The sequence below is a fragment of the Rhodococcus sp. AB351 genome (genome assembly GCF_049538275.1).
Classification (GTDB): Bacteria; Actinomycetota; Actinomycetes; order Mycobacteriales; family Mycobacteriaceae; genus Rhodococcus.
The window spans coordinates 63,863-88,447 of record NZ_JBMVFW010000006.1 but is presented as its reverse complement, the minus strand read 5'-3'; the positions used below and the strand labels follow the sequence as shown (position 1 = coordinate 88,447).

The window sequence follows — 24,585 nt, the reverse complement described above, 5'->3', positions numbered from 1 at the left end:
ATGGGATACCAGGCGGCGTTCAGGATCTGGCGGGGCGACGCCGACGGCGGGGAACTGCGGGACTACACCGTCGAGGTCAACGAAGGGGAGGTCGTCCTCGACATCCTGCACCGCCTGCAGGCCACCCAGGCACCGGATCTCGCCGTGCGCTGGAACTGCAAGGCGGGCAAGTGCGGATCGTGTTCGGCGGAGGTCGACGGTCGCCCGCGCCTGACGTGCATGACCCGCATGTCGCTGTTCGATCCCGACGCGACGATCACCGTGACCCCGATGCGCACCTTCCCGATCATCCGAGATCTCGTCACCGATGTCTCGTTCAACTACCGCAAGGCACGCGAGATACCGGCCTTCGCGCCGCCTCCGGATCTGGCGCCGGGGGAGTACCGGATGCAACAGGTCGACGTGCAGCGCTCCCAGGAGTTCCGCAAGTGCATCGAATGCTATCTGTGCCAGAACGTCTGCCACGTGGTGCGCGACCACGAGGAGAACAAGGAGGCCTTCGCCGGTCCCCGCTATCTCATGCGCATCGCGGAACTCGAGATGCACCCGCTCGACGTCGCCGACCGGCGCGACGTCGCGCAGGACGAGCACGGCCTGGGCATGTGCAACATCACCAAGTGCTGCACCGAGGTGTGCCCGGAGAACATCCACATCACCGACAACGCGCTGATCCCGATGAAGGAACGCGTCGCCGGCCGTCGCTACGATCCGATCGTCTGGCTCGGCAACAAGCTGTTCCGGCGCTGAACCGGACGCAGGAACCGGCTCAGTTCACGCGTTCGGCGACCAGCGGAACCAGCTCGTCGAGCGCGAACGGCACCGACAGCACCGAGTTCGTCGAGAACGCCGCGGAGATGTCGGAATCGCTGTCGAGCACGAGGAACCGGCCGTCGCGCACCGCCGGGATCTGCTGGAAGACCGGATTGTCGGTCACCTCGGCGGCCGGCACGTAGATCGGCAGCACGATCAGCAGGTCGGAGTCGAGCATGTCCAGGTTCTCGTCGGAGACGGTGATGAAGAAATCGTCCGTCGCCGCGGCCTGCACCTGCGGATTGTTCACGAAGCCGAGCTCGGTCATGAAGTCGACGCGCGAGTCGCCGACGACGTAGGCGCCCCACCCCTCCGACGTGTAGGAGGCGACGGTGACGGTCTTGCCCGCGAACTCGGGATTGTCGGCGGCGGCCTGCTCGAAATCCGCATCGATCTGCGACAGCAACTCGGCACCCTTGTCCGGGACACCGAGCGCCGTTGCCACCGAGGTCACCTGGTCGTCGAGCGAGGTGAGATAGGCGTCGCTGCCTTCCGGGCCGCCGACGGTCGGGGCGATCCCCGACAGAGTCTCGTAGCGGGCCTGCTCACCGGAACTCTTGGTGTCGAGGATCAGATCGGGCTCCTGCGCCGCGAGCAGCTCGAAGGACGGCTCGATCGTGCCGATGAGCTCCGGCGGCGAGTCGTACAACCCCTGCGCCCACGGCCCCACACCGTCGCCGCCGAAGGCGAGCCAGTCGCTCGCCGCCACCGGCTGAACACCGAGCGCCAGTGCGGTTTCGGCGTCGCCCCAGCCCAGAGCCGCGACGCGTTCGGGGGCGGACTCGATGGTGACCTCCCCGAACTTCGTGTCGACGGTGACGGGGAAGGCACCGTCCGACGGAGCCGAACCGGAGTCGGACTCCGTGTCGGAGGATCCGCACGCGGTCAGCGCGATCGCGGTGGCCGTGAACAGAGCGGCGGAACGGAGCAACGCAGCGGATCGGCGTGTCATGGCGGGCCTCGAGTCTGTCGAACAACAAGTGAGGCGATCCTAACCCGGTGGGGTGACCGAAGGTGAAAACCCGCCGGAAACCGCGCAGGACGGCTGTTCGAGCGCGCAGTATGTGTCCGTGACCCCACCTGACGACGGTCGGCCGGCACGGGCGAACCTGGTGCTCGCCTCCTTGATCCTCGTCGCCGCCGTGGCGAACCTGAACCTCGCCGTCGCGAACGTGGCACTGCCCGACATCGGGAAGGCGTTCGACGCGAGCCAGACCCAGCTCAACCTCGTCGCCGTCGGCTATTCCGTCGGTCTCGCCGCGTCGGTGCTCTACCTCGGGGCCGTCGGCGACCGCTACGGACGCAAGACGATGCTGCTGCTCGGCATGGTCTTGTCGGTTCCCGCCTCCGCGGTCGCCGGATTCGCGCCGAACACCGACGTGCTCTTCGCCGCCCGGGTGCTCGGCGGCGTCTCCGCCGGTCTGGCGTTCCCCACCACCCTGGCCCTGATCACCGCCCTGTGGTCGGGCGCGGCGCGCACGCGCGCCATCGCGTTGTGGTCGTCGATCGGTGGCGGCCTGACCGCGCTCGGCCCGCTCGTCGCCGGCATGTTGCTCGAACAGTTCTTCTGGGGATCGGTCTTCCTGGTGACGATCCCGCTCGCGCTGATCGCGCTCGCCCTGACCTGGATGTTCGTGCCGAGCCACGTCAACGAGTCGACCGACCCGGTCGATCATCTCGGCGGCCTCGTCTCGGTGGTGCTCGTCGGTTCGCTCGTCCTGGGCATCAACTTCGTGCCCGTCGACGGGATGAAGACCATCGCGGTGTCCGCCCTCGTCATCGCTCTCGTCGCGGTGATCCTCTTCGTGATGCGGCAGCTGCGCGCGGCGAATCCCCTGTTCGACCTGCGGGTCGCCCGGCGTCGCGTGTTCTGGGTCGCGGCCGTCGCGGGCATCATCGTGTTCGGCACCCTCATGGGCACGATGTACATCAGCCAGCAGTACCTGCAGAACGTGCTCGGCTACTCGACGCTCGCGGCAGGATCGGCGGCGCTGCCCGCCGCATTCGTGATGGTGCTGGTGGCACCGCAGTCGGCGAAACTCGTCGGGTCGCGCGGCTCCCGCTTCACCCTGCTGTCGGGTTACGTCGCGATCGTGGCCGGACTCGTCGTCGCACTGATGCTGTGGGACGAGGACGCGCACTACTGGGTGATCGCCCTCGGATACATGTGCCTCGGCGCCGGTGTCGGTCTCGCCGGTACCCCGGCCTCGCATTCGCTCACGGGATCGGTGCCGGTCTCCCGCGCCGGAATGGCCTCCGGCACCGCCGATCTGCAACGCGATCTCGGCGGCGCGATCGTCCAGTCGATCCTCGGAGCGCTGCTCACGGCCGGATACTCGGCCTCCCTCGCCGCGACGATCGCGGCGAGTCCTCAGGCCACGGCCGTCGACGAGCAGACCGAGACCGCACTGGAGAAGTCGTTCGCGGGAGCCGTCGGGATCGCCGAGCACTATCCGCAGTACGCGCCGCAGATCATCGAGGCGGCCCGGTCGGCCTTCCTCGACGGCGACACCCGCGCCTACACGGCCGCGATCGCGATCGTGCTGGTCGGAGCAGCGTTGGTGGCCTTCGCGTTCCCCTCACGCACGGCCGAGATCGCGCTGCTCGAGCGGTACGCCGAGGAGGACGGTGACGCGGCGGTCGACTCGTCCGAAAAACCGGCCCACTGAACCCGGATCCTCACGCCGTCCGGGTCGGTCCGGCGGTCAGACCGAGTGCGACCAGCGTCCGACGTCACCCCGCTCGAGCGCGACGGCGAGCAGTTCCGGGAATCGGTCGGGCGTGCACGCGAAGGCGGGAACTCCGAGTTCGGCGAGTGCCGCCGCGTTGTCGCGGTCGAAGGACGGTGCCCCGTCGTCGGACAACGCGAGCAGCACCACGACCTGCACCCCCGCGGCGAGCATCTCCCGGATGCGCGAGAGCATCTCGGCGCGGATGCCGCCCTCGTACAGATCCGAGATGAGCACGAACAGCGAATCGGCCGGGCGCGTGATCAGCGACCTGCTGTAGGCGATCGCCCGATTGATGTCGGTGCCGCCGCCGAGCTGGGTGCCGAACAGCACGTCCACGGGGTCGGCGAGCTTGTCGGTCAGGTCCACCACCGCGGTGTCGAATACGACCAGCGAGGTGCGCAGCGCCCGCATCGACGCCAGGACCGCCGCGAACACCGACGCGTAGACCACGCTCGACGCCATCGACCCGGACTGGTCCACCGCGAGCACCACGTCGCGTTTCACCGCCTGCGACCGGCGCCCGTAACCCACCAGTTTCTCGGGCACCACGGTGCGATGCTCCGGCAGGTAGTGGGCCAGGTTCGCGCGGATCGTGCGGTCCCAGTCGATGTCGCGCAGCTTCGGGTTCGACGTCCGCGACGACCGGTCGAGCGCGCCTGTGACGGCGGCGCGGGTGTGCTGCGCGATGCGAGCCTCGATCTCGCGCACGACCTTCTCGACGACCGTCCGTGCCGTCGCCTTGGTGGTCTCCGGCATCACGCGGTTCAGGCTCAGCAACGTGCCCACCAGGTGCACGTCCGGTTCGACGGCCTCGAGCATCTCGGGTTCGAGGAGCAGCCGGGTCAACCCGAGCCGATCCACTGCGTCGCGTTGCATCACCTGGACGACGGATGTCGGGAAGTAGGTGCGGATGTCGCCGAGCCAGCGCGCCACCCGGGGCGCGGACGCGCCGAGACCTGCCGTGCGCGGTGCGGTGCCGTCGCCGGGCGCGGTGTCGTACAGCGCGGCGAGCGCGGCGTCCATCGCGCTGTCGTCGGCCGAGGACAGCGAGCCCGTGGAGTCCTCGGCGGCCTCGCCGAGTGCCAGCCGCCAGCGGCGCAGGCGTTCGGTGTCTCCGGATTCGGTTGTCATGCCGACACTCCCAGGATCGACGCGGTGGCGGTCAGGGCGATCCGGCCGCGGTCCACAGCGGGCGGTGTCTCCGCGCGGCGGGTGCGTTCGCCGCGCACCGTCTGCCCGAGCAGGCGTCGCTCACCGAACGCGAACGACCCGAAGGTGCGCCGCAGGACGGGCAGGACGTCGACGAAATCGTCGTCGGTGAGACCGCTGATCCATTCGTCGACGAGATCGAACAGTGCGCTGTCGTGGACGAGCAGGAGCCCACCCCCGCCGAGGAACCCGTCGATCCAGCGTGCCTTCGCGGGCGCGGGTGACCCCACCGACAACGCCCGCGCGACCCGCACGGCCGCGTCGTGTTCGCCGAGTCGGCCGGTGTCGCGCAGCATCCGGGTGGTGCGCCCGACGAGCAGACCGTCGACGTCGTCGCGCTCGCTCACCGATGTCAGCGTGTCGAGCCATCGACCGGTCGCGCTCGGATCCGCGCGCAGCGCGAGAGCGAGGTGCACGTCGTCGATCGCGGTGCGCAGCGCATCGGCGGCGTCGTGGTCGAGACCGGTGACCGCCGCCGGGAGACCGGCGCACACCCGCGCGAGCAGGGCGTCGCAGACGTGGTCCAGGGAGGACAGATCGGTGCCCCGCACATCGCCGTACCGGACGGTGCGCACGAGGGTCGGCAGTGCGCTCATCAGGTGCAGCACATCGTGATCGAGTGCGGCGGCCGCGTCGATCGCCGTCACCAGCGACGGGATCGTGGTCCGCAGGTCGGCGAGCAGCGCCCGTTCGAGGAGTTCGGTGAGGTCGGCGAGCGCGATCCCGGAACGTGCGGCACGGTCGGCCACTGTGGCGCCCGCTGCGGATTCCACCGTCGTGCCCCACCGCGACGCCTCGACGATCGCCACCGACAATTCGGGTTCCCACCGCAGCGTCCAGGTCTCGCGGAAGGTGCCGGTCGAGCGCACCTCGCTTTCGGTGGGCGTGCCCCAGTCGATCCCGAGCAGCGCCAGGCGGTGCAGCAGTCGCGACCGCGCGACGTCGATCTCGCGGCGCAGGTCCAGATCGAGGTTCTTCGCTTCGGCGGACCGCTTGAGACGCAACGACTTCGCATTGCGCTGCAGGTCGGTGTCGAGCGGGACGGTGGGGGTGTCCTCGGAGACCGAACCGAGGGCCTCGCCGACGACGAGCCGCCGCGTGACGAGGTCGAGCAGGACGTCGTCGCCGTCGCACAGCACCGATCGGGTCGCCTCGACGACCTCGTCGAGTCCGGCCACCGCGCGACCGCGCAGCGCCGCGAGCGTGTCGGCCAGGCGCGTCGCCTCGATGACGTGGGCGCTCGAGACGGGCAGATCCTCCTCGCGCAGGACACGGGCCACGCGGGTGAACCAGCGTGCGGTCGTGTCCGCAGGCTGTGTGAACAGGTGGTGGTACCAGCCGGGTGAGGTGATGCCGGCGCAGTAGCCCGACGACAGCGACAACCGGGAGTGGCTCCACGGCACCCACGTGAGGGTGGTCTTGACCTTGGGCATGCCCTTGAGCAGGCGCGCGTCGGGCGCGGCCGGTCCGAGCCGGCCGGTCAGCGCGGGCGCGTGCATCGCCCCGCACACCACGGCGATCGCGCGGGCCCCGGCCTTGACCGTCGCGCGCAGCACCTGCCGCATGTGCGCCTCGCGTCGCGCGGTGTGGTCGTCGATCCCGACATCCTCGCGCAGCGCCCGCATCGCGTCGGTGATCTCGTCGAAGGCCTGTGCGGTGCCGTGCTCGACCACCGCGTCCCACCACTGCTCGAAGTCGGCGTAGCCGCCGGCGCGGGCGAGCATGCCGAGCAGGTCGTCGGTCGCGCGGTCGCCGACCTCGCGTTCGGCGGCGAGCGACATCGCCGCCGGAAGGTCGCTGAACCGCACGTCGGCGTCGTGCAGGTAGGCCCAGCGCAACGCCTGCCACTCGGGCGAGAAGGCCGCGAACGGCCAGAACGCCGCCCGCGCCGGTTCGTCGCGGGCGTACGCCAGCAGTGCGACCGGCGGAACCATGTCGTCGGCCGCGGCGAGCGCAAGCACCGGCTCGGCGTCCGACGGCCCCTCGATGAGCACGGTGTCGGGTTCGAACTCTGCGAGTGCCTGCAGGACCGCGCGCGCCGAACCCGGCCCGTGGTGCCGGATCCCGAAGACCCGGATCTCCGCGGGCGCATCCGCGCGGTCGAAGAGAGCGTCGGTCACCCGGTGATCTCCCGGCACGCCCGGTAGAAGTCGGTCCAGTCGCCGCGTTCCCGGACGACGGCCTCGAGATATTCGTTCCAGACCACGCGATCGGAGACGGGGTCCTTGACCACCGAACCGAGGATCCCGGCCGCGACGTCGGCGGGCCGCAACACCCCGTCACCGAAGTGCGCCGACAGCGCCAGGCCACCAGTGACCACCGAGATCGCCTCGGCGGTGGACAGGGTGCCCGACGGGGACTTCAGCTTGGTCCGGCCGTCGGTGGTGACACCGCTGCGCAACTCCCGGAAGACCGTGACGACGCGGCGGATCTCCTCCGCGGCGGCGGGCACGGCGGGCAGTTCGAGTGCGGCGCCGAGTTGTTCGACGCGGCGGGTGACGATCGAGACCTCGTCCTCCTCGCTCGCCGGCAACGGCAACACGACGGTGTTGAACCGTCGACGCAGCGCGGACGACAGGTCGTTGACCCCGCGGTCGCGGTCGTTGGCGGTGGCGATGACGTTGAACCCCTTCGTCGCCTGCACCTCGATGCCGAGTTCGGGGACGGGAAGCGTCTTCTCCGACAGGATGGTGATCAGCGCGTCCTGCACGTCGGCGGGGATGCGGGTGAGTTCCTCGATACGCGCCACGGCACCGTCACGCATCGCGGTCATGACCGGGGAGGCGACCAGCGCGGCGGCGCTCGGCCCTTCGGCGAGCAGCCGCGCGTAGTTCCAGCCGTAGCGCACCGACTCCTCGGTCGTGCCTGCCGTTCCCTGCACGAGCCGCGTCGACGAACCGCTGATCGCGGCGGCGAGATGCTCCGACACCCAGGTCTTCGCGGTGCCCGGCACCCCGAGCAGCAGCAGTGCCCGGTCGGTCGCCAGGGTCGCGACGGCGACCTCCATCAACCGGCGTGGGCCGACGTACTTCGGGGTGATGACGGTGCCGTCGGACAGTTCGCCGCCGAGCAGGTAGGTCACCACGGCCCACGGCGACAGCTGCCACGACGGCGGGCGCGGCCGGTCGTCGAGTCGCGCGAGTGCTGCGAGTTCATCCGCGTACTGCTGCTCGGCGTGCGGACGCAGCAGGTCGGTGCCGGATACGCCGGATTCGGTGGTGTCGGGCGCGTCGGCCTCGGGCGCGTCGGTATCGGACGTGCCGGTATCGGACGCCGCAGCTTCGTCGGTGCCGACAACTGCGGGGGTCGACTCGAAGTCGGTCAACTCAGCTCCTCGTGGATCGTCTTGCGGAGGGTCAGGGTGTCGGCTGCGCTCGCGAACAGGTGCAGGCGACCGAGATCGTCGGTGCGGTTCGCGGCGTCGGCCAGCAGATCGGCCAGCTCGAACGGTGCCCGGTGGGCGAGCAACGTCAGCACGTCGCGCACCACGCGGGTGGTCGTCAGCTTCGTGTACAGCGCGGTGAGCACCTTCTCGGCGACATCGCGCGGCCACGGCGCCGGGAGCGCGGCGAGCAGCGCGTCGTCGAGAACCGCGGACGGCGACGCGCCGCGCAGATGCGCGAGCAGGATGTTGCGGGGCACGACCTGCGCCACCGCCGCGTCGACGGTGCCGTCGCGTCGCAGCAACGCCGCGGCCCAGTCGCCGTCGCGCTGCCGGACCACCGCGCGGCCCCACGCCTCTGTCAGTGCCGCCTCTGTCAGTGCCGCCTCTGTCAGTGCCGCGTCTGTCAGTGCCGCGTCCGTCAGTGCCGTGCGGACGGTGTCGTCGACGTCGAACTCCGGCAGCACCGTGTCCCCGGCGTACTCGCGCCACACCGACAGCGGAGCCGCCGCAACGGCCGCCACCAGCAGATCACGGGCGGGATCGTCGGCGAGACCGTCGCGGAGTGCGCTCTCGTCCGGCCGTTCGGGGACGGCGAGGGTGACCGTCGCGCCGTCGACGAGCAGCCACTGCCGCACCCGCTCGGCCATGCGCCTCGCGAATGCGGAGTCCGGGAGGCGGGGGAGAAGGTCGAGTGCCACGGCACGGACCTTGCGGCTGCGGTCGTCGAGAGCGCGTTCGAGCAGGTCTTCGTCGTGCGGACCGAGACCGACCGCGAGCAGGGCGACGAGCTCGGCCCGCTGGGCCGCGGTCTGCGCACCCCACGACGCCGCGAGTGTCGCCGTCGCCGCGGCCGGGTCGTGCGCGCGCAGCGCCTCGAACCATCGGCGTCGACGGGCGGGCGGACCGGCGTGCCAGGGCGAGTCGTCGAGCGGGTCGGGCGGCAGCAGATCGGCCCATTCCGGGTTGCGCGCGGCCACCCAGCGCCCACGGGCACCGGTGAGTGCGACCAGCCGGTCGCGGTGCACCGCGTCGGTGGTCGCGACGGTCAGCAGGTCGACCACGATGTCGTACGACGCTCGGAATCGTGCCGCCACCTCGAACCACTCGTCGAGCAGTGGGGAGCGGACGGCGAGCAGCGCGCGCAGGCGTTCGGCAGCCGCGTCGGGCAGGACGGGACGGTCGTCGTCCGGGGCCGGTGACGGCAGTTCGCGGATCACGGGCACGGTCGCGGCGGTGACGAAGGTCGTCTCCAGAGCGGCGGCGGCGAGCAGCGTCGCGGCGGGGTCTCCGGTGAGTTCGACCGCGGCGTCGGCCGTGTGCAGCGCGTCGAACTCCGGCGCGGAGCGTGCAGTGCCGAGAAGTGCTGCCGTCGTGAGCGATTCGGGCAGGGCGGTCACCAGGTCATCACCTGTCCTTCGGTGAACAGGGAGACCGGGGCGAGAGCAGTTCCGTCCCAGTCGCCGCAGACCGTCACGGGACGGCCCCCTGCGACGGCGTGCAGCCGCCAGCGGCTGTCGTCGTCACCGGCCAGCGGCAGTGCCCGCCCGGACGGGTCGACGACGTACCAGCCCTCCTCGCTGTCGGTGGGAGTGACCGCGTCGAGCAGGACGGGCCAGCTGCGCAACCACGGATCTGCTCCGCGCATGCGGGCGTACTCGTCCAGCGCGGCGTCGAGTCCGGTGGCGGGCAGGGTCGTGAACGGCTCCGTCTCCCCGTGCTGCCGGCCGAGCACCGCTCGCAGCGGGGCCGCGCCGGGGTAGAAGTGCAGATCGGCGTCGACCAGCGAACCGGGGAAGGGGAGCGGCGTGGCGAAACGCGCGGTGCCATGGGCGAAGTCGAGCAGGATCGCCCAGCGTCCGCTCGTCCGCCCCCGTAGCCACGCCTTGCGGGTGAACATCCGGCTCTCCTCGGTGACGCGCACGGCGAGGACCTGCCAGCGGTCGCGCACGGCCGGTTCGGCGCGGACCTCCTCGCTACGGGTGCTGAAACCGAGATGGGTCTGCAGCGAACGCAGGAGCGACCTCGGTAGCCCGTCGCGCTGCCGGTACGCCACGGTCATCAGGTGCAGGCGCGCGTACTCGGCGAGCAGCCTGGCAGGCCAATCGGTTTCGTCGTTCACGACGGTGGCCAGAGCGCGCAGCGCCGACGCCGCGCCGGGAGCCTGGGCGTCGACCATGCGGGCGGCGATCGCCTCGTAGGTGTCGTAGCCGTGATCGACCGCCCCGAGGCCGTGCCGGATGCGATCGGTCAGCCAGCGGTCGAGGTCGTCGAGTCCTGCCGCGACCCGCTCGGCGCGGCGCTGGGCGGTCGCCGGATCGGGCGCCTTGACCGGCTCGTCCGCCGGGGCGGGAAGTGTGGTGGACGCGGCGCGGGCAGCGAGCCATCCGGTGACGAAGTCGGGTGCCTCAGAGGTCGGCACGGCACCCTCGGACCAGCGCACGAGCAGCGACAGGGCGTGCTTGCAGGGCAGCTTCCGGCTCGGGCACGTGCATGTGTAGGCAGGAGCGCTCGGGTCGATCGCCGTGCGGTACGGCGTGGTGCCACGCCCGCGGCACAGTCCCCACAGGGCCGTGGTGTCGTGACCGGTCTCGAGCCATGCGGAGGCGACGCCGCGCGCAGCCGTCATCGAGGACGGATCGGGTGCGACGGCGTCGATCTGCTGGAGGGTCCAGGGGGCGGTCACGAGCGTCGAAGGTAGGAGACGGGTCCGACAGGAACCGCGGGATCAGGATGTCGCACGGGTCTCCAGACGTGCGCGGATGCCGTCGACGAACAATCGCAGGCCGAATTCGAACCGGACGGCGGGGTCGCCGTCGAGCAGGTCGTCGTCGGCGTCGGCCGGCTGCTCGGTCGCGACATCGGGGGACAGCGGTGCGCGCGTGAGCGCACCGAGCTCTTCGAGCTGGACGCGGGACTGCTCGTCGACCGTGTGGCCGAGCACATAGTGCAGCAGTGCGTAGCCGGTGAGTTCGGCGTACGCCCGCGACAGACCCGCGCGTTCCGCGATGGCCACGAAGGCGTCGCGGGCCCGCGAGGTGGTCAGCCGGGAGGCGTAGCTCGAGGCGACGAGTTCGGCGCCGTCGCGGTGGGCGAGCAGAGCGGCGCGGAAACGGTGCGCGAGTTCCGAGAGGGCGTCGTCCCAGGCATCGCTCGCGGGCGGTTCGTCGACACCGTCGAGGATGCGGTCGGCCATGGCGCCGAGCAGGGTCTGCTTGTTCGGGAAGTGCCAGTACAACGCACCGGGCTGGACGCCGAGCGACGACGCGAGCTTGCGCATCGTCAGGTCGCCGAGCCCGTACTCGTCGAGGATCGCCATGGCGCCGTCGAGGACGTCGCCGCGTCGCAACTGCACTGCTTCTTCGCTCCCGCTTCTCCTGCTGCCTGCGGCGGTACCGCGCCGCCGGGGATCCGAACCGAAGGATTCGTGCCTTTGACACTATCGGACGCTTCGCCCTAACCTGAACGCTGTTCAATTGAACGATGTTCAAGTTCTCGCCACCCCAGGAGACGGCAGTGACCCAGGCGCCCGCCCGCACCGACATCCTCGAAATCGCTCGCGACCAGGTGCTCGGTCGCGGAATCGGCTTCGACCGCGACCAGACCCTCGAGGTCCTGCAACTGCCGGACGACCGCATCGACGACCTGCTGGCGGTCGCCCACGACGTGCGCATGACGTGGTGCGGACCGGAGGTGGAGGTCGAGGGGATCATCAGCCTCAAGACCGGCGGCTGCCCCGAGGACTGCCATTTCTGCTCACAGTCCGGCCTGTTCGCCTCTCCGGTGCGAGCCGCCCGGCTCGACATTCCGTCGCTCGTCGAGGCCGCGAAGCAGACCGCCAAGACCGGAGCCACCGAGTTCTGCATCGTCGCGGCCGTACGCGGACCCGATGAACGCCTCCTCGCGCAGGTCGCGGCCGGTATCGAGGCCATCCGCAACGAGGTCGACATCCAGATCGCGTGCTCGCTCGGCATGCTCACCCAGGACCAGGTCGACCGGCTCGTCGCGATGGGCGTGCACCGCTACAACCACAACCTCGAGACCGCGCGCTCGCACTTCCCGAACGTCGTCACCACCCACACCTGGGAGGAGCGCTTCGAGACGCTGCGCATGGTGCGCGAGGCAGGTATGGAGGTGTGCTGCGGTGGCATCCTCGGGATGGGTGAAACCATCGAGCAGCGAGCCGAATTCGCAGCCGACCTCGCGGCGCTCGAACCCGACGAGGTGCCGCTGAACTTCCTCAACCCGCGCCCCGGCACCCCTTTCGGCGACCTCGAGGTGCTGCCTGCCACCGAGGCGCTCAAGGCAGTGGCGGCTTTCCGATTGGCGTTGCCGCGCACCATCCTCCGGTTCGCCGGCGGCCGCGAGATCACGCTCGGCGACCTCGGCGCGCAGAAGGGGATCCTCGGCGGGATCAACGCCGTCATCGTCGGCAACTACCTCACCACGCTCGGCCGGCCCGCGGAGACCGATCTCGATCTGCTCGGCGAACTGAAGATGCCGATCAAGGCCCTCGGCGAGACGATCTGATGTTCGACCCGTTCACCGGCGAAGCGATCGTCGACGGGACGGTCCGAACCCCTTCCGCAGCAGTGCAACTCGGACTCGAACCGCCACGGTTCTGCGCGCAGTGCGGTCGGCGGATGATCGTCCAGATCGCGCCGGACGGGTGGTGGGCGCGGTGCTCGCGTCACGGGACCGTAGACTCGGCGCTGAGCGAACGGCGCTGAGCGCCGACCCGATTCGACGGCCGAGGGGTTTCACCCATCGTCGTCGGGATCGCCCGGATAGGTCACGACGCCGTCGGAATCCACCGACGGTGTCGCGCCCCACTGTCCCAGTTCGTGTTGTCGCGGCTTCGCGTTGTTGACGAGATGCACGACGGTCCATCCCCGTGCGGCGAGGGTGTTCGCGATCAACAGCCGGTGACAGCGCCACGGCATCGGCTCGCCGCACATGATGGCGACGTGCTGATGCTCGGCCAGGTCGGTGAGGCGCTCCAGTCCGGCCTCGAAGTCGTCGGTGAGTGTGTAGTCGGCGTAGTTCTTGAAGCTTGCGTTCTTCCAGCCGGCGTTGACGGTCGGATCGATGTCCTTCTGCTTCGGCCGCCTGCCGCCCAGTTCGGTGAGGTGCAGGTAGCCGATCCCGGCGCTGTCGAGCCAGGACGGCATCTCGTCGGCGTCGAACTGCGGGCTGCGGCGCGAACCGGGCATCTTCCGCACGTCGACGACGAGTTCGATGTCGGCCGAGGTCAGGGTGTCGAGCAGGACGGACTGCGGACACGTCCAGTGGCCGATGGTCCACAGGACACGGGAATCGGCGCTCATGGCCCCCATCGTCCCATCACGCGTGCGCCACCCGCCGGCGTAGTTCCTCCGCTCCGTCGCCCTCCAATCGGGACAACCCCGCACGACGGCCCGCGAGCAGCAGCAGGATCGCGGAGATCGGTCCCCGCACCTCGGGTCCGGAACCGGCGGACCAATCGACATCGGTTGCGGTGAAACGGAATCCGTCGAGCGGGACGTCGGCGAAGACCCGGGCCTTCCCGGTGCCGCGGGTGGACCACATCCGAGTGGCGCCCGCCGCTGCGGCATCCGGTGGCATCGGCAGGTCGCGCTGCAGCGGCACCGCGATGTCCTGGCCGTGGACGAGCAGATCGATCATGGCCTCGAGCGGGGTGATGCCCACGTTGTGCCGCCGGGAACCGATCATCCCCCGGAGGCCGGCGATCAACTCCTGCGTCGGTCGCCGGGCACGGTCGCGAGAGGACTCGCGGATGATCGTGTTCACCCCTCCGGGATGACGCACGACCATCCGCACGAAATCGACCACGGTGAGCTGCTGCAACGTGAGGTGCGCGGCGACGTCGCGCACGGTCCAGCCCTCGCACAGTGACGGCCGGCGCCACTCGTCGTCGGTCAGTTGTTCCAGCAGGTCGGCAGTTCGTGCGCGCTGCTCGTCGATCGTGTTCCAGATGTCGTCGACGTTCATGGGATCACCTGACCTGGGGTCCGCCGGACACACGATCCGCCCATTCTAGATCGCGGATCGCTCCCCACTCACGGATTCCGGTGCCGGTACGGCATCTTCCGCGGCACGGCTCACCGACTCCCACTCGAGCCAGGTGTCGACCTTCTCCCGGGTGGCGGCCACGGCCGCATCCAGGACGGCGCTGCCCAGGACGATGCGTCGCGGCGGCCGGTCGGCATCGACGACCTCGAGGAGTGCCCGCGCGGCCAGGGCGGGGTGGCTGTCGATGCTCGTGGACGCGCTCTGCTCCTCGATCTCGGCTCGCAGCGAGTCGTAGTCCGATCGCGGAGTGCTCACCGTCATGGTGGTGTAGAGGTCGGTCCAGTAGCCGCCCGGCTCGACGATCGTCACGTCGATGCCGAAATGCGCGGCTTCGACGGCCAGTGCTTCACTGAGTCCTTCGAGGGCGAACTTGCTCGCGCTGTACAGCCCTGTGCCGGGCCCGCTCAGTACGCCCCCGATGCTCGAGATCTGCACGAGATGCCCGCGTTCTCGGCTCCGAAAGGTCGCCATGGCGGCCTGGCTGACCCACATCGCTCCGAAGAAGTTCGTCTCGAACTGTGCACGCGCCTGCTCCTCGGTGAACTCCTCGACGAATCCGTAGGCCATGGTGCCCGCGTTGTCGACGACGATGTCGAGGTCTCCGAAATGTTCGCGTGCCCTGTCGAATGCGGCGAACACCGCCGTGCGGTCGGTGACGTCGGCCGGGATTCGGAGGAGACGCTCCGGATCCCGGGGGAGATCGGCCGATTCGATCGATCGTGAGACGGCCACGACGTTGTCACCTCTCGCCAGCGCGGCACGGACGAACTCCCTGCCCAGGCCGCGGCTCGCGCCGGTGATCAACCAGGTGCGGGGACGCAGGCCAGGGGTGGCGGGGGATGGGATTGTCGGTTGGGTCTTCAATGGATACCTCCTGGATGAGACGAGACGGTCCGTCTCGTCCGTTCGAGCATGATCCGCCGAGGGGCGTCTGTCAAGACGCAACGTCTCGTCTCGGTGCGGTATCGTCGTTTCATGCCCGCACTCCCCGAAGCCGGACACTCCCGGCGGAACCCCGCCTCTCGGAAAGCGATCCTCGATGCCGCTTTCGAGTTGGTCGCGGAGGTCGGCTACTCGAAACTCGGTATCGAGGCGATCGCCGCCCGGGCCGGCGTGGGGAAGCAGACGATCTATCGCTGGTGGCCGTCGAAGGGAGCCGTGCTCCTCGACGCGTACCTGGCGCGCACGCAGGGCGACGCCGGGGACGAGGCCGCGCTACCCGACAGCGGCGACCTGCGCGCGGACCTCATCGCGGTGCTGCAGGCCACCGTGGCGGAACTGCGTGATCCGACGTTCGCCGTCCCGCTGCGCGCGTTGACCGTGGCGGTACTCGAAGACCCCGAACTCGCAGCGGAATACGAACACCGGCTCGACGCACCGATGCGGGAGATGAAGAAGGCCCGGCTCCGGGCCGCGCAGAATGCGGGGCAACTGCCGGACGACCTCGATCTCGACGTCGCCGTGGACCTGCTGTTCGCACCGGTCGCCCAGAAGTGGTCGGCCACCGGCGAACCCCCCTCGGACGACTACGTTCGCACACTGGTCGAGACCGTCCTCGCCAGCCTGACGCGCTCGGCCGAGGGCATCCCGTCTGCAGGCATGTAACGCACGACTCATCTTGTCCGACACACACGTCGGAATCACATGACGATCTGTGCATGACGAACGGGGAGGGGCAGCATGGGTTCGGTCGACATTCTGGAATGGATCAGCGAAGGCTATCTGGCAGGCGATCCGCTGCGCTCCGCGCTGTTTGTCGGGTCGGCCTTCCTGACGATGCCGCTGCAGTTGCTCGAGGTCATCATGGGTCGGCCCTTCTGACCTCCTCGCGGAGGTTCACACCGGCGGTCGCAGGGCGGCGAATTCGTCCGTCACGCGCAGCCGGGAATCGGTGAAGCGGTAGAGCGCCGGGGGGCGACCTCCCGCTTTTCCGGACGGTGCGGTGTTGCCGGTGCGGGTGAGCACGTTCCGGCGCGCCAGCACCCTTTGGAGATTGGTGGCATCTACCTCGTATCCCAGTGCAGCGCAATAGATGTCGCGCAGAGTCGACATGGAGAACTCCGCCGGCGCGAGGCCGAACGCGATGTTCGTGTACGACAGCTTCGCGGCGAGGCGCGCATGGGCGTTCGCCACCATCACCCCGTGGTCGAAGGACATCTCGGGAAGGTCCGAGACCGGATGCCAGGCCGTGTCGGCAGGTAGTTGGGGATCCGAAGTGAGAGGGATCAGGCCGAGATAGGTCGACGCGATCGTGCGTGGACCCGGCACCCGATCCGGGTCGGAGAAGACCGACAACTGTTCGAGATGCGCGACCTTGCGGACGTCGACCTTCTCCGCGAGTTGCCGCCTCGCCGACGTCGTGAGGTCCTCGTCGTTGCGCAGTTGCCCGCCGGGGAGCGACCACGTGCCGACCTGCGGATCGAGGGCCCGTTGCCACAGCAGCACCCCGAGTTCAGGTTCTTCGCGGAGGGTTCCCGAGGTGTCCGGAAAGCGGCGAACCTGGAACACGGCGATGAGCACTTCGTGACGGGTGTTACTATGTGGCATGTTTTCGATCCTAAGTCGAAAACCTCGAACACGGCAATTCCGGTACAACCCGCCGGGATGACACCCTCGAAGGAGCTAGGCCATGACCACGACCGAGTGGGCGGGAGCCGCCACCATCGTCGACGGCCCCGGCGGATACACGGGCGTCGAGGCGACGCCGGAGTGGGCCGAGGAGGTCCGTCGGCTGGCCCGTGAGCGCAACGCCACGCTGCTCGCGCACAACTACCAGCTTCCCGCGATCCAGGACGTCGCCGATCACGTCGGCGACTCGCTCGCGCTCTCGCGTATCGCCGCCGAGGCCGAGGAGGACACCATCGTCTTCTGCGGCGTGCACTTCATGGCCGAGACCGCGAAGATCCTCAGCCCGAACAAGACGGTGCTCATCCCCGACGAGCGCGCCGGCTGCTCGCTCGCCGATTCGATCACCGCCGACCAGCTGCGCGAGTGGAAGGCCGACCACCCCGACGCCGTGGTCGTCTCGTACGTCAACACCACCGCCGAGGTCAAAGGCCTGACCGACATCTGCTGCACCTCGTCGAACGCCGTCGACGTCGTCGCGTCCATCGACCCCGACCGTGAGGTGCTGTTCCTGCCCGACCAGTTCCTCGGCGCCCACGTCAAGCGCGTCACCGGCCGCGAGAACATGCACATCTGGGCCGGGGAGTGCCACGTGCACGCCGGTATCAACGGCGACGAGCTCGCCGCGCAGGCCAAGGCGCACCCCGACGCCGACCTGTTCGTCCACCCCGAGTGCGGCTGCGCCACCTCGGCGCTCTACCTCGCCGGGGAGGGCTTCGTGCCCGACGACAAGGTCAGGATCCTGTCCACCGGCGGCATGATCGACGCCGCGCGGGAGACCGGCGCGAAGCAGGTCCTCGTCGCCACCGAGGTCGGCATGCTGCACCAGCTCCGCAAGGCCGCGCCCGGCATCGACTTCCAGGCGGTCAACGACCGCGCGTCGTGCCCCTACATGAAGATGATCACCCCCGCCGCACTGCTGCGCTGCCTGCAGGAGGGACGCGACGAGGTCCACGTCGCCGCCGACGTCGCCGAGCGGGCCCGCCTGTCGGTGCAGCGCATGATCGCCATCGGCAACCCGGGCAGCGGCGAGTGACCACCGCCATCACGGTCGCGTGGGAGGACCACGCCGACCTGGTGGTCGTCGGGGGTGGCGTCGCCGGTCTCACGGCCGCGCGCGCCGCCTCCCGGCGCGGCGCGCGGGTGCTCACGGTGAGCAAGGGCGGCCCCACCGACACGGCCACCCAGTACGCCCAGGGCGGCATCGCGGTGGTGGCGCCGGTGGGCGACAGCGTCGACGCCCACGTCGCCGACACACTTGCCGCAGGCGGGGGACTGTGCGACGAGGACGCGGTGCGCTCGATCGTCACGGCCGGCCCCGACGCCGTCACCGCCCTGCGCGATCTCGGCGCGGTGTTCGACACCGCCGGAGACGGCGACATCGCCCGCACCCGCGAGGGTGGACACAGCACCCGCCGCATCATCCACGCCGGTGGCGACGCAACCGGCGCCGAAGTTCAGCGCGCCCTCGGCGAGGCGGGCTTGCCCGTCCTGTTCGGAGCCGCTGCCGCCCGGGTCCTCACCGACGCGCGGGGTGTCACCGGACTGCTCGTCCTCGACGAGCGCGGGTACGGCGTCGTCCACGCCCCGGCCGTGTTGCTCGCGACCGGTGGCCTCGGGCAGTTGTACGCGTGCAGCACGAATCCGCCCGGCGCCACCGCCGACGGCATCGCGCTGGCCCTGGCCGCCGGCGCCGGCGTCGCCGACCTCGAGTTCGTCCAGTTCCACCCGACCGTGCTGTTCGCGGAAGGGGGCACCGGACGTCGGCCGCTCATCAGCGAAGCGGTGCGCGGTGAGGGAGCGCGACTGGTCGACTCCCGCGGCCGATCGATCACCGAGGGCGTGCACCCGCTCGGCGACCTCGCACCCCGCGACGTCGTCTCACGGGCGATCGCCGAGCGTCTCACCGCGCTCGGCGAGGACCACGTCTACCTCGACGCACGTCACCTCGACGGTTTCGCCACACGTTTTCCGACCATCACGACGATGTGCGCCGACGCCGGTCTCGATCCGGCCCGGGATCTGCTGCCGGTCGCTCCCGCCGCCCACTATTCGTGCGGCGGTGTCGTCACCGACGTGCACGGCCGCACCCGCATCCCCGGTCTGTACGCGGCCGGTGAGGTGGCACGCACCGGCCTGCACGGCGCGAACCGGCTCGCCTCCAACAGCCTTCTCGAAGGACTCGTCCTCGGCGAGCGCGCCGGGGTGGCGGCGGCGATCGAACGGGCCGGAACGCGTGTCGAGACCGACGGCATTCCCGTCGTCGCCCCGACCGTCTGCGATCGTGCGGTGCTGCAGCAACTCATGACCCGGCACGCGCTGGTCGTGCGCGACGCCGACGGATTGTCCGCTGCTGCAGTCGAACTCGACGGCGCGAGCGTCGCCACGGCGTGTGCCGACGCGGAGCGACTCGAGGACGCGGCGCTCACCGTCACCGCGCGGGCCCTGCTGCTCGCGGTGCAGCGACGCACCGAATCGCGGGGATGCCACACCCGCAGCGATCATCCGGACACCGACCCGGCGCAGGCTCGCAGTCTGGAGCTGCGTATCGACGATGACGGCGAGTTGTCCTTCACCACACCGGAACTGACAGGAGTCAACTGAGATGACCACCGCGCTGCCCGACGGACTCGACCTCGCCGAGACCCGCGAGCTGGTCCGGAAGGCGCTCGACGAGGACCTGCGCTACGGCCCGGACGTCACCACCGACGCCACCGTGCCCGCCGACGCTGTCGCCACCGCCTCGGTGGTCGCGCGGCAGGCCGGCACCCTCGCCGGTCTGGACGTCGGTCTGCTCGTCCTCGACGAGGTCATCGGTGCCGGTCATTACGGCGTGCTCGACCGCAGGTCCGACGGGGAGCGGGTGCTGCCCGGCGATTCGGTCCTGACCGTCGAGGCGCCGACCCGCGGTCTGCTCACCGCCGAGCGCACGATGCTCAATCTCCTGTGTCACCTGTCGGGCATCGCGACGGCGACCTCGCACTGGGTCGATGCGGTGACGGGCACCGAAGCGAAGATCCGCGACAGCCGCAAGACGCTGCCGGGACTGCGCGCGCTGCAGAAGTACGCGGTGCGGATGGGTGGCGGCGTCAACCACCGCATGGGGCTCGGCGACGAGGCGCTGATCAAGGACAACCATGTCGCGGCGGCCGGTTCGGTGGTCGCCGCATTGCGAGCCGTCCGCGAACACGCCCCCGACATCGCGTGCGAGGTGGAGGTCGACACCCTCGAACAGTTCGACGAGGTGCTCGCCGAGAACGTCGAGTTGATCCTGCTCGACAACTTCCCGCTGTGGCAGACGCAGATCGCGGTGCAGCGGCGCAACACCCACGCGCCGCAGACACGACTCGAATCCTCCGGCGGCCTGTCCCTCGACGTCGCCGCCGACTACGCGCGCACGGGCGTCGACTACCTCGCGGTGGGTGCGCTCACCCACTCGGTGACGGTGTTGGACTTCGGCCTGGACATGTAGGGCGTAGGTCGCACGTCACCGACCGGACGAATCGGACGCGTCACCGGAAGATTCGTCGGTGCGACGGTCCCCGCACTCGCGCCTTCTGGGGTAGAACTGACAGCACATCGACGTGCCGGGACCGGTCACGTGGGGGCGGGCTCCGGTGGTGGCCGGTGCTTTGTGGGGGAGGAAGACAGAACGCGATGCGGTTACCGATGGCACCGACCGACTCGATGTTCCTGCTCGGCGAGTCGCGCGATCATCCGATGCACGTCGGCGGTCTGCTGCTGTTCCAGCCGCCGGAAGGCAAGGACGCGAGCGACCTGCGGTCGATGTTCGCCGAGGCGCTCGCCCGCGAGGAACCTGCCGGGCCGCTGTGGTGCAAGCGGCCCACCCGGTCGCTGTTCACCCTCGGGCAGTGGGCATGGGAGGACGATCCGCGCTTCTCCATCGACTACCACGTGCGGTTCAACGCGCTGCCGTCCCCGGGCACGATGGACGATCTGTGGGAACTCGTCTCCCGCCTGCACGCGTCCCTGCTCGACCGCACGCGCCCCCTGTGGGAGATGCACCTGATCGAAGGGCTCGCCGACGGTCGTTACGCCCTGTACGTGAAGATCCACCACGCGCTCGCAGACGGGGTCGGTGCGATGCGCCTGCTGCGCCGCGCGCTCAGCACCGACCCGGACCGCACCGACATGCCGGCCCCGTGGGCGGTCGCCGACGCCCGGTCGACGAGCCGTTCGGCCATGGGCACCGCGATCGGATTCCCCGGTGCCGTCGTCCGTGCGGCGACCGGCGTGATGAACGACGCAGTGAACGTGGTGTCCGAGGCGGTGGCGCTGGTCCCGGCGATCGTCGGCACCGTCGACCGGGCACTGCACAATCGCGGGGGTTCGCTGTCGCTGGGCGCTCCGAACACCATCCTCAACCGTCAGATCTCCGGATCGCGCAGGTTCGCGGCACGGTCCTGGCCGATCGAACGACTGCGCATGGTGGCCAAGGCCGCCGACGCGACACTCAACGACGTCGTCCTCGAACTGTCGGGCGGGGCGTTGCGGGCGTATCTCTCCGAACACGATGCGCTGCCGGACGATTCGCTGGTCGCCATGGTTCCGGTGTCGTTGCGTCAGAGCGCGAACTCGTCGGGCAACGAGATCGGCATCCTGATGTGCACGCTCGGGACGCAGTGCGTCGACCCGGTCGAACGTCTTGCGCGCGTGCGCGGTTCGATGATCGAGGGCAAGCACGCGATGAATTCGATGTCGAAGCTCGGTCGTCTCGCGACGAGCGCGGTGGGTGTGGCACCCCTCGCGGTGGGTGTGCTCACCGGCAATCGGGCCCTGCCGCGACCGCCGTTCAACGTGATCGTCTCGAACGTGCCGGGCCCCGACGCTCCGCTGTACTGGAACGGTGCGCGCGTCGACGCGTTGTATCCGCTGTCGGTGCCCGTCGACGGGCAGGCGCTGAACATCACGTGCACGAGCACCGACGACGAGATCGCCTTCGGTCTCACGGCGTGCGGTCGCACGGTCCCGGATCTCGTCCGGCTGCTCGATCACTTCGACGAGGAACTCGAGGCGCTGGAATCCGCCCTCGGCGTCCGGGTGGAGGTCGACGACGCGGACAGCGGGGAGAGCGACGCCGGGAACGGCTGATCGCTCCGTTCGAAACGAGGCAGGGCCGGCCGGGATGCTCCCGGCCGGCCCTGTTGCCCCTCCGGTGCCTATGCGCCGACCGGCTCGAGCGCCGAACGATCCTCGACGCGACGCACGAGTGGGGCCAGGACGACCGCGACGAGAGCGATGCATCCACCGAGGACGAATGCGGTCCGCACGCCGGAGGCCAGAGCACCGGCTTCGCTCACGGCGCTCGCCTTCTCGGCGCCGATGGTCATGGCGGCGACGAGCACCGCGGTGCCTGCGGCGCCGGCGAGCTGCTGCAGAGTGTTCATGATGGCGCTGCCGTGGCCGTACAGGCGCGGGGGCAGCGAACCGAGGGAGGCCGTCATGAGCGGGGTCATGAGCATCGCCATGCCGATGCAGAAGACGACGTGCATCGCGACGACGACACCGAGCGCGGTGTCGGTGCCCAGCTGCGTCAGCCACCACTGCCCGCCCGCGAGCAGCAGCGCGCCCGGGATCACGAGGGGGCGCGGTCCGACCTTGTCGTAGAGGCGTCCGATGATCGGGGAGATCACGCCCTGCACGAGTCCGCCCGGCAGCAGGAGCAGGCCGGTGGTGAGCACGGAGACCCCGAGAACCGACTGGAAGTAGATCGGCAGCACGATCACGGTGCCGAGCATCGTCGCCATGCACACGATGACGATGCCCACGGAGAGTCGGAAGGTGGGGACGGTGAACGGCTTCAGGTCGAGCAGGGCCGAGCCCTCCTGGACCAGCTTCTGCTGACGCGTGACGAACAGCGCGAGTGCGAGCACGCCGACGACCAGCGACACCACCGGGGTGAGCGCGCCGTCCGAGACGAGCGTGCCGATGTTCGCGAGACCGTACACGAGGCCGCCGAAGGCGAACACCGAGACCACGATGGACGCCACGTCCAACGGCGCCCTGCGGGTGAGGCTGCGGATGTGGACGAAGGCGAAGCCCGCGGCGAAGACGACCACACCGAGCGCGAACATGATGCCGAACAACCAACGCCAGCTGAGCGCGTCGACCACGACACCGGCCAGCGTCGGCCCGATCGCAGGAGCCACCGAGATGACCACGGAATTCAGGCCCATCACGGTGCCGCGATGCTGCACGGGCACCTCGGAGATCGTCGTGGTCATGAGCAACGGCAGGATGATGGCGGTGCCGGCGGCCTGGACGACACGCGCGAGCAGCATGAGCGCAAAGGTCGGGGCCACCACCGCGAGTGCCGTGCCCACGAGGAACAACACGATCGCGACGAGGAACAGTGCGCGGGTCGTGAAGCGCTGCAGCATGAAGCCGGTGGTGGGGATGACCACGGCCATGGTGAGCATGAAGCCGGTGGTCAGCCACTGCGCGGTCGCCGCCGTGACCGAGAAGTCCTGCATCAGCTGTGGCAGCGCGACACTGAGCACCGTCTCGTTGAGGATCATGAGCAGTGCGGCGAGCACCAGCACACCGATCACCTTCGTGAGCGTGCGGGTGGAGGGGATGTTCTCACCCGCTGCGTCACCGGCCGGGAGATCTTCCCGATGTCGGACGTCAGTCATCTGGACCTTTTTCTCGTGGGGATTGCGACCACGGGATGGTGTCACAATGTGACAACGTGGCGTAAGCTGACAATCAACCGATGTGTGCGAGATCGCACCGAACGAAGGGGGCCCGATGGCTGCGGCCGAAGACAGCCCGCCCCGAGATCTCCAGGCTCGCCGGCGGCTCGACACCCGAAACGAGATCCACAGTGCGGCAATGGATCTGTTCGAGACGCAAGGGGTGCGGGAGACGACCGTCGCGCAGATCGCCGACCGCGCGGGGGTGTCCTCGCGCACCTTCTTCCGTTACTTCACTTCCAAGGAGCAGGCCGCGCTCCCGGGGCAGTGGCGACTTCTGACGATGATCGAATCGCTCGACATCGCCGGTTCCGAACCCGCCGTGATCCTGCGCGCGATCGAGCGTGCGACGGAGAAGGTCGTCGGCCGCGACAGCGACCCCGAACTCGACGAGCATCGCCGCGTCGCCCGTCTGCTCGCCGCTCACCCGGAACTGCAGGCTCTTGCCGCGGCGCAGGAGGCATCACTCGTGGAGCGATTGCGCGAGCGGATCGCCGAGCAGGCGGAGGATGTGGATCCGACGACGGTGCGCCTGGTGGCCGACCTGGCCGTGACGGTGTGGCGCACGAGTTGGGACAGGTGGGGGGAACTTGCCCTCGCCGGTGACGACCGCGACCCGGTCGAGGTGTATCGCGAGTGCCGAGAATCGTTGCGCCGCATCGTCGAATGAACCGTCGGCGGTCGCGACCGGGACCGACGCGCTCGTCGTCCGCCCCGATTGGCTACGCTCAGCGCCCGTGACCGACTTCGACAGCCAGGTGGTGGCGGCTGTGACCGCCCACATGAACGACGACCACGCGGCCGACAGCCTGCTCATCGTGCGTGCCTTCGCCGAGCCCGGTGCCGTCGAGGCGCGGATGACCGGCGTCGACCGCGAGGCGGGGGAGTGGGTCGTCGTCATCGACGGTCGCGATCACACCGTGCGCATCCCGTGGCTCGAGCCGGTGACCGACCGGGCCGGGCTTCGCACGGCCGTCGTCGATCTCTACAAGGCGGCGTGTACGCGCCTCGGGGTGGACAGCTCGTCCTGATCGCTGTC

At 69.7% G+C, this 24,585-nt stretch carries 24 protein-coding genes; 12 read left to right on the top strand and 12 right to left on the bottom strand.

What is annotated here, in order from left to right; translation table 11 throughout:
- The gene (locus ACPCXD_RS14500) at positions 1 to 747 is read left to right on the top strand and encodes a succinate dehydrogenase/fumarate reductase iron-sulfur subunit (protein WP_016694390.1); all 747 of its coding nucleotides are present in this window, start codon (positions 1 to 3) and stop codon (positions 745 to 747) included.
- A 19-nt stretch (positions 748 to 766) separates the two neighbouring features.
- On the opposite strand, the gene ACPCXD_RS14495 is transcribed toward ACPCXD_RS14500, so the two are convergent.
- Positions 767 to 1,762, bottom strand: coding sequence for an iron-siderophore ABC transporter substrate-binding protein (locus ACPCXD_RS14495; RefSeq protein ID WP_258260672.1), 996 nt, complete (start codon positions 1,760 to 1,762; stop codon positions 767 to 769).
- A gap of 112 nt (positions 1,763 to 1,874) precedes the next feature.
- On the opposite strand from ACPCXD_RS14495, the gene ACPCXD_RS14490 reads away from it, so the two are divergent.
- Positions 1,875 to 3,479 carry an MFS transporter gene (locus ACPCXD_RS14490; RefSeq protein WP_258260744.1) on the top strand — a complete coding sequence of 535 codons (1,605 nt, stop codon included), beginning with the start codon at positions 1,875 to 1,877 and terminating at the stop codon, positions 3,477 to 3,479.
- A 36-nt stretch (positions 3,480 to 3,515) separates the two neighbouring features.
- Here ACPCXD_RS14490 and ACPCXD_RS14485 read toward each other — a convergent pair whose 3' ends face one another.
- The 6 genes from ACPCXD_RS14485 to ACPCXD_RS14460 form a co-directional block, all read right to left on the bottom strand.
- Positions 3,516 to 4,673 carry a VWA domain-containing protein gene (locus tag ACPCXD_RS14485; protein WP_301845360.1) on the bottom strand — a complete coding sequence of 386 codons (1,158 nt, stop codon included), beginning with the start codon at positions 4,671 to 4,673 and terminating at the stop codon, positions 3,516 to 3,518.
- Positions 4,670 to 6,871: a DUF5682 family protein gene (locus ACPCXD_RS14480; RefSeq protein WP_423660076.1), complete on the bottom strand. Its 2,202-nt coding sequence runs from the start codon at positions 6,869 to 6,871 to the stop codon at positions 4,670 to 4,672. Before ACPCXD_RS14480 ends, ACPCXD_RS14485 begins: the two co-directional genes overlap by 4 nt.
- The gene (locus ACPCXD_RS14475; RefSeq protein WP_026061628.1) at positions 6,868 to 7,941 is read right to left on the bottom strand and encodes an ATP-binding protein; all 1,074 of its coding nucleotides are present in this window, start codon (positions 7,939 to 7,941) and stop codon (positions 6,868 to 6,870) included. The genes ACPCXD_RS14480 and ACPCXD_RS14475 overlap by 4 nt, the downstream gene beginning before the upstream one ends.
- Before the next feature lie 131 nt (positions 7,942 to 8,072).
- Positions 8,073 to 9,533: a DUF5691 domain-containing protein gene (locus ACPCXD_RS14470; RefSeq protein WP_423660074.1), complete on the bottom strand. Its 1,461-nt coding sequence runs from the start codon at positions 9,531 to 9,533 to the stop codon at positions 8,073 to 8,075.
- Complete coding sequence (locus tag ACPCXD_RS14465; protein ID WP_160875820.1) at positions 9,530 to 10,819, bottom strand: SWIM zinc finger family protein; 1,290 nt, start codon at positions 10,817 to 10,819, stop codon at positions 9,530 to 9,532. Before ACPCXD_RS14465 ends, ACPCXD_RS14470 begins: the two co-directional genes overlap by 4 nt.
- 42 nt (positions 10,820 to 10,861) lie before the next feature.
- Positions 10,862 to 11,488 (bottom strand): TetR/AcrR family transcriptional regulator C-terminal domain-containing protein, encoded by a 627-nt coding sequence (locus ACPCXD_RS14460; RefSeq protein WP_016695787.1) that lies wholly within the window; start codon positions 11,486 to 11,488, stop codon positions 10,862 to 10,864.
- Between the two features lie 161 nt (positions 11,489 to 11,649).
- Here ACPCXD_RS14460 and bioB point away from each other — a divergent pair, with 161 nt between their 5' ends.
- Positions 11,650 to 12,663, top strand: coding sequence for a biotin synthase BioB (gene bioB / locus ACPCXD_RS14455; RefSeq protein ID WP_423660071.1), 1,014 nt, complete (start codon positions 11,650 to 11,652; stop codon positions 12,661 to 12,663).
- Positions 12,663 to 12,863: a biotin synthase auxiliary protein BsaP gene (gene bsaP / locus ACPCXD_RS14450; RefSeq protein WP_423660069.1), complete on the top strand. Its 201-nt coding sequence runs from the start codon at positions 12,663 to 12,665 to the stop codon at positions 12,861 to 12,863. The genes bioB and bsaP overlap by 1 nt, the downstream gene beginning before the upstream one ends.
- A gap of 30 nt (positions 12,864 to 12,893) precedes the next feature.
- Here the strand turns inward: bsaP and ACPCXD_RS14445 are convergent, their stop codons facing one another.
- The 3 genes from ACPCXD_RS14445 to ACPCXD_RS14435 are packed head-to-tail and all read right to left on the bottom strand — an operon-like array spanning position 12,894 to position 15,009.
- A complete protein-coding gene (locus ACPCXD_RS14445; protein WP_145691165.1) occupies positions 12,894 to 13,460 on the bottom strand; it encodes a DUF488 domain-containing protein in 567 nt (188 codons plus the stop codon).
- Between the two features lie 16 nt (positions 13,461 to 13,476).
- A complete protein-coding gene (locus ACPCXD_RS14440) occupies positions 13,477 to 14,124 on the bottom strand; it encodes a maleylpyruvate isomerase family mycothiol-dependent enzyme (protein ID WP_423660067.1) in 648 nt (215 codons plus the stop codon).
- A gap of 45 nt (positions 14,125 to 14,169) precedes the next feature.
- Positions 14,170 to 15,009 carry an SDR family NAD(P)-dependent oxidoreductase gene (locus ACPCXD_RS14435; RefSeq protein WP_423660218.1) on the bottom strand — a complete coding sequence of 280 codons (840 nt, stop codon included), beginning with the start codon at positions 15,007 to 15,009 and terminating at the stop codon, positions 14,170 to 14,172.
- A 171-nt stretch (positions 15,010 to 15,180) separates the two neighbouring features.
- On the opposite strand from ACPCXD_RS14435, the gene ACPCXD_RS14430 reads away from it, so the two are divergent.
- Together ACPCXD_RS14430 and ACPCXD_RS14425 are read left to right on the top strand one after the other, a co-directional pair.
- Positions 15,181 to 15,810 (top strand): TetR/AcrR family transcriptional regulator, encoded by a 630-nt coding sequence (locus tag ACPCXD_RS14430; protein ID WP_423660065.1) that lies wholly within the window; start codon positions 15,181 to 15,183, stop codon positions 15,808 to 15,810.
- A 75-nt stretch (positions 15,811 to 15,885) separates the two neighbouring features.
- Complete coding sequence (locus ACPCXD_RS14425; RefSeq protein WP_016696004.1) at positions 15,886 to 16,026, top strand: hypothetical protein; 141 nt, start codon at positions 15,886 to 15,888, stop codon at positions 16,024 to 16,026.
- Positions 16,027 to 16,041: 15 nt separating this feature from the next.
- Here the strand turns inward: ACPCXD_RS14425 and ACPCXD_RS14420 are convergent, their stop codons facing one another.
- Entirely contained in the window at positions 16,042 to 16,752 is a 711-nt protein-coding gene (locus ACPCXD_RS14420; protein ID WP_026061870.1) for an NUDIX hydrolase, read from the bottom strand.
- An 82-nt stretch (positions 16,753 to 16,834) separates the two neighbouring features.
- Between ACPCXD_RS14420 and nadA the strand changes: the two genes are divergently transcribed.
- The 4 genes from nadA (at position 16,835) to ACPCXD_RS14400 (ending at position 21,942) form a co-directional block, all read left to right on the top strand.
- On the top strand, positions 16,835 to 17,866 hold the full coding sequence (gene nadA, locus ACPCXD_RS14415) for a quinolinate synthase NadA (RefSeq protein ID WP_019289717.1): 1,032 nt from the start codon (positions 16,835 to 16,837) through the stop codon (positions 17,864 to 17,866).
- Entirely contained in the window at positions 17,863 to 19,434 is a 1,572-nt protein-coding gene (locus ACPCXD_RS14410; RefSeq protein WP_423660061.1) for an L-aspartate oxidase, read from the top strand. Before nadA ends, ACPCXD_RS14410 begins: the two co-directional genes overlap by 4 nt.
- A 1-nt stretch (position 19,435) precedes the next feature.
- Positions 19,436 to 20,302 (top strand): carboxylating nicotinate-nucleotide diphosphorylase, encoded by an 867-nt coding sequence (nadC, locus tag ACPCXD_RS14405; protein WP_423660059.1) that lies wholly within the window; start codon positions 19,436 to 19,438, stop codon positions 20,300 to 20,302.
- 197 nt (positions 20,303 to 20,499) lie between these two features.
- Positions 20,500 to 21,942 carry a wax ester/triacylglycerol synthase family O-acyltransferase gene (locus ACPCXD_RS14400; RefSeq protein ID WP_160875836.1) on the top strand — a complete coding sequence of 481 codons (1,443 nt, stop codon included), beginning with the start codon at positions 20,500 to 20,502 and terminating at the stop codon, positions 21,940 to 21,942.
- 68 nt (positions 21,943 to 22,010) lie between these two features.
- Here the strand turns inward: ACPCXD_RS14400 and ACPCXD_RS14395 are convergent, their stop codons facing one another.
- The gene (locus tag ACPCXD_RS14395) at positions 22,011 to 23,486 is read right to left on the bottom strand and encodes an MDR family MFS transporter (RefSeq protein ID WP_145691145.1); all 1,476 of its coding nucleotides are present in this window, start codon (positions 23,484 to 23,486) and stop codon (positions 22,011 to 22,013) included.
- Between the two features lie 199 nt (positions 23,487 to 23,685).
- Here ACPCXD_RS14395 and ACPCXD_RS14390 point away from each other — a divergent pair, with 199 nt between their 5' ends.
- Both ACPCXD_RS14390 and ACPCXD_RS14385 read left to right on the top strand, forming a co-directional pair.
- The gene (locus ACPCXD_RS14390; protein ID WP_160875838.1) at positions 23,686 to 24,216 is read left to right on the top strand and encodes a TetR family transcriptional regulator; all 531 of its coding nucleotides are present in this window, start codon (positions 23,686 to 23,688) and stop codon (positions 24,214 to 24,216) included.
- A gap of 67 nt (positions 24,217 to 24,283) precedes the next feature.
- Complete coding sequence (locus ACPCXD_RS14385; RefSeq protein ID WP_145691141.1) at positions 24,284 to 24,577, top strand: DUF2470 domain-containing protein; 294 nt, start codon at positions 24,284 to 24,286, stop codon at positions 24,575 to 24,577.
- Positions 24,578 to 24,585: the final 8 nt, after the last annotated feature.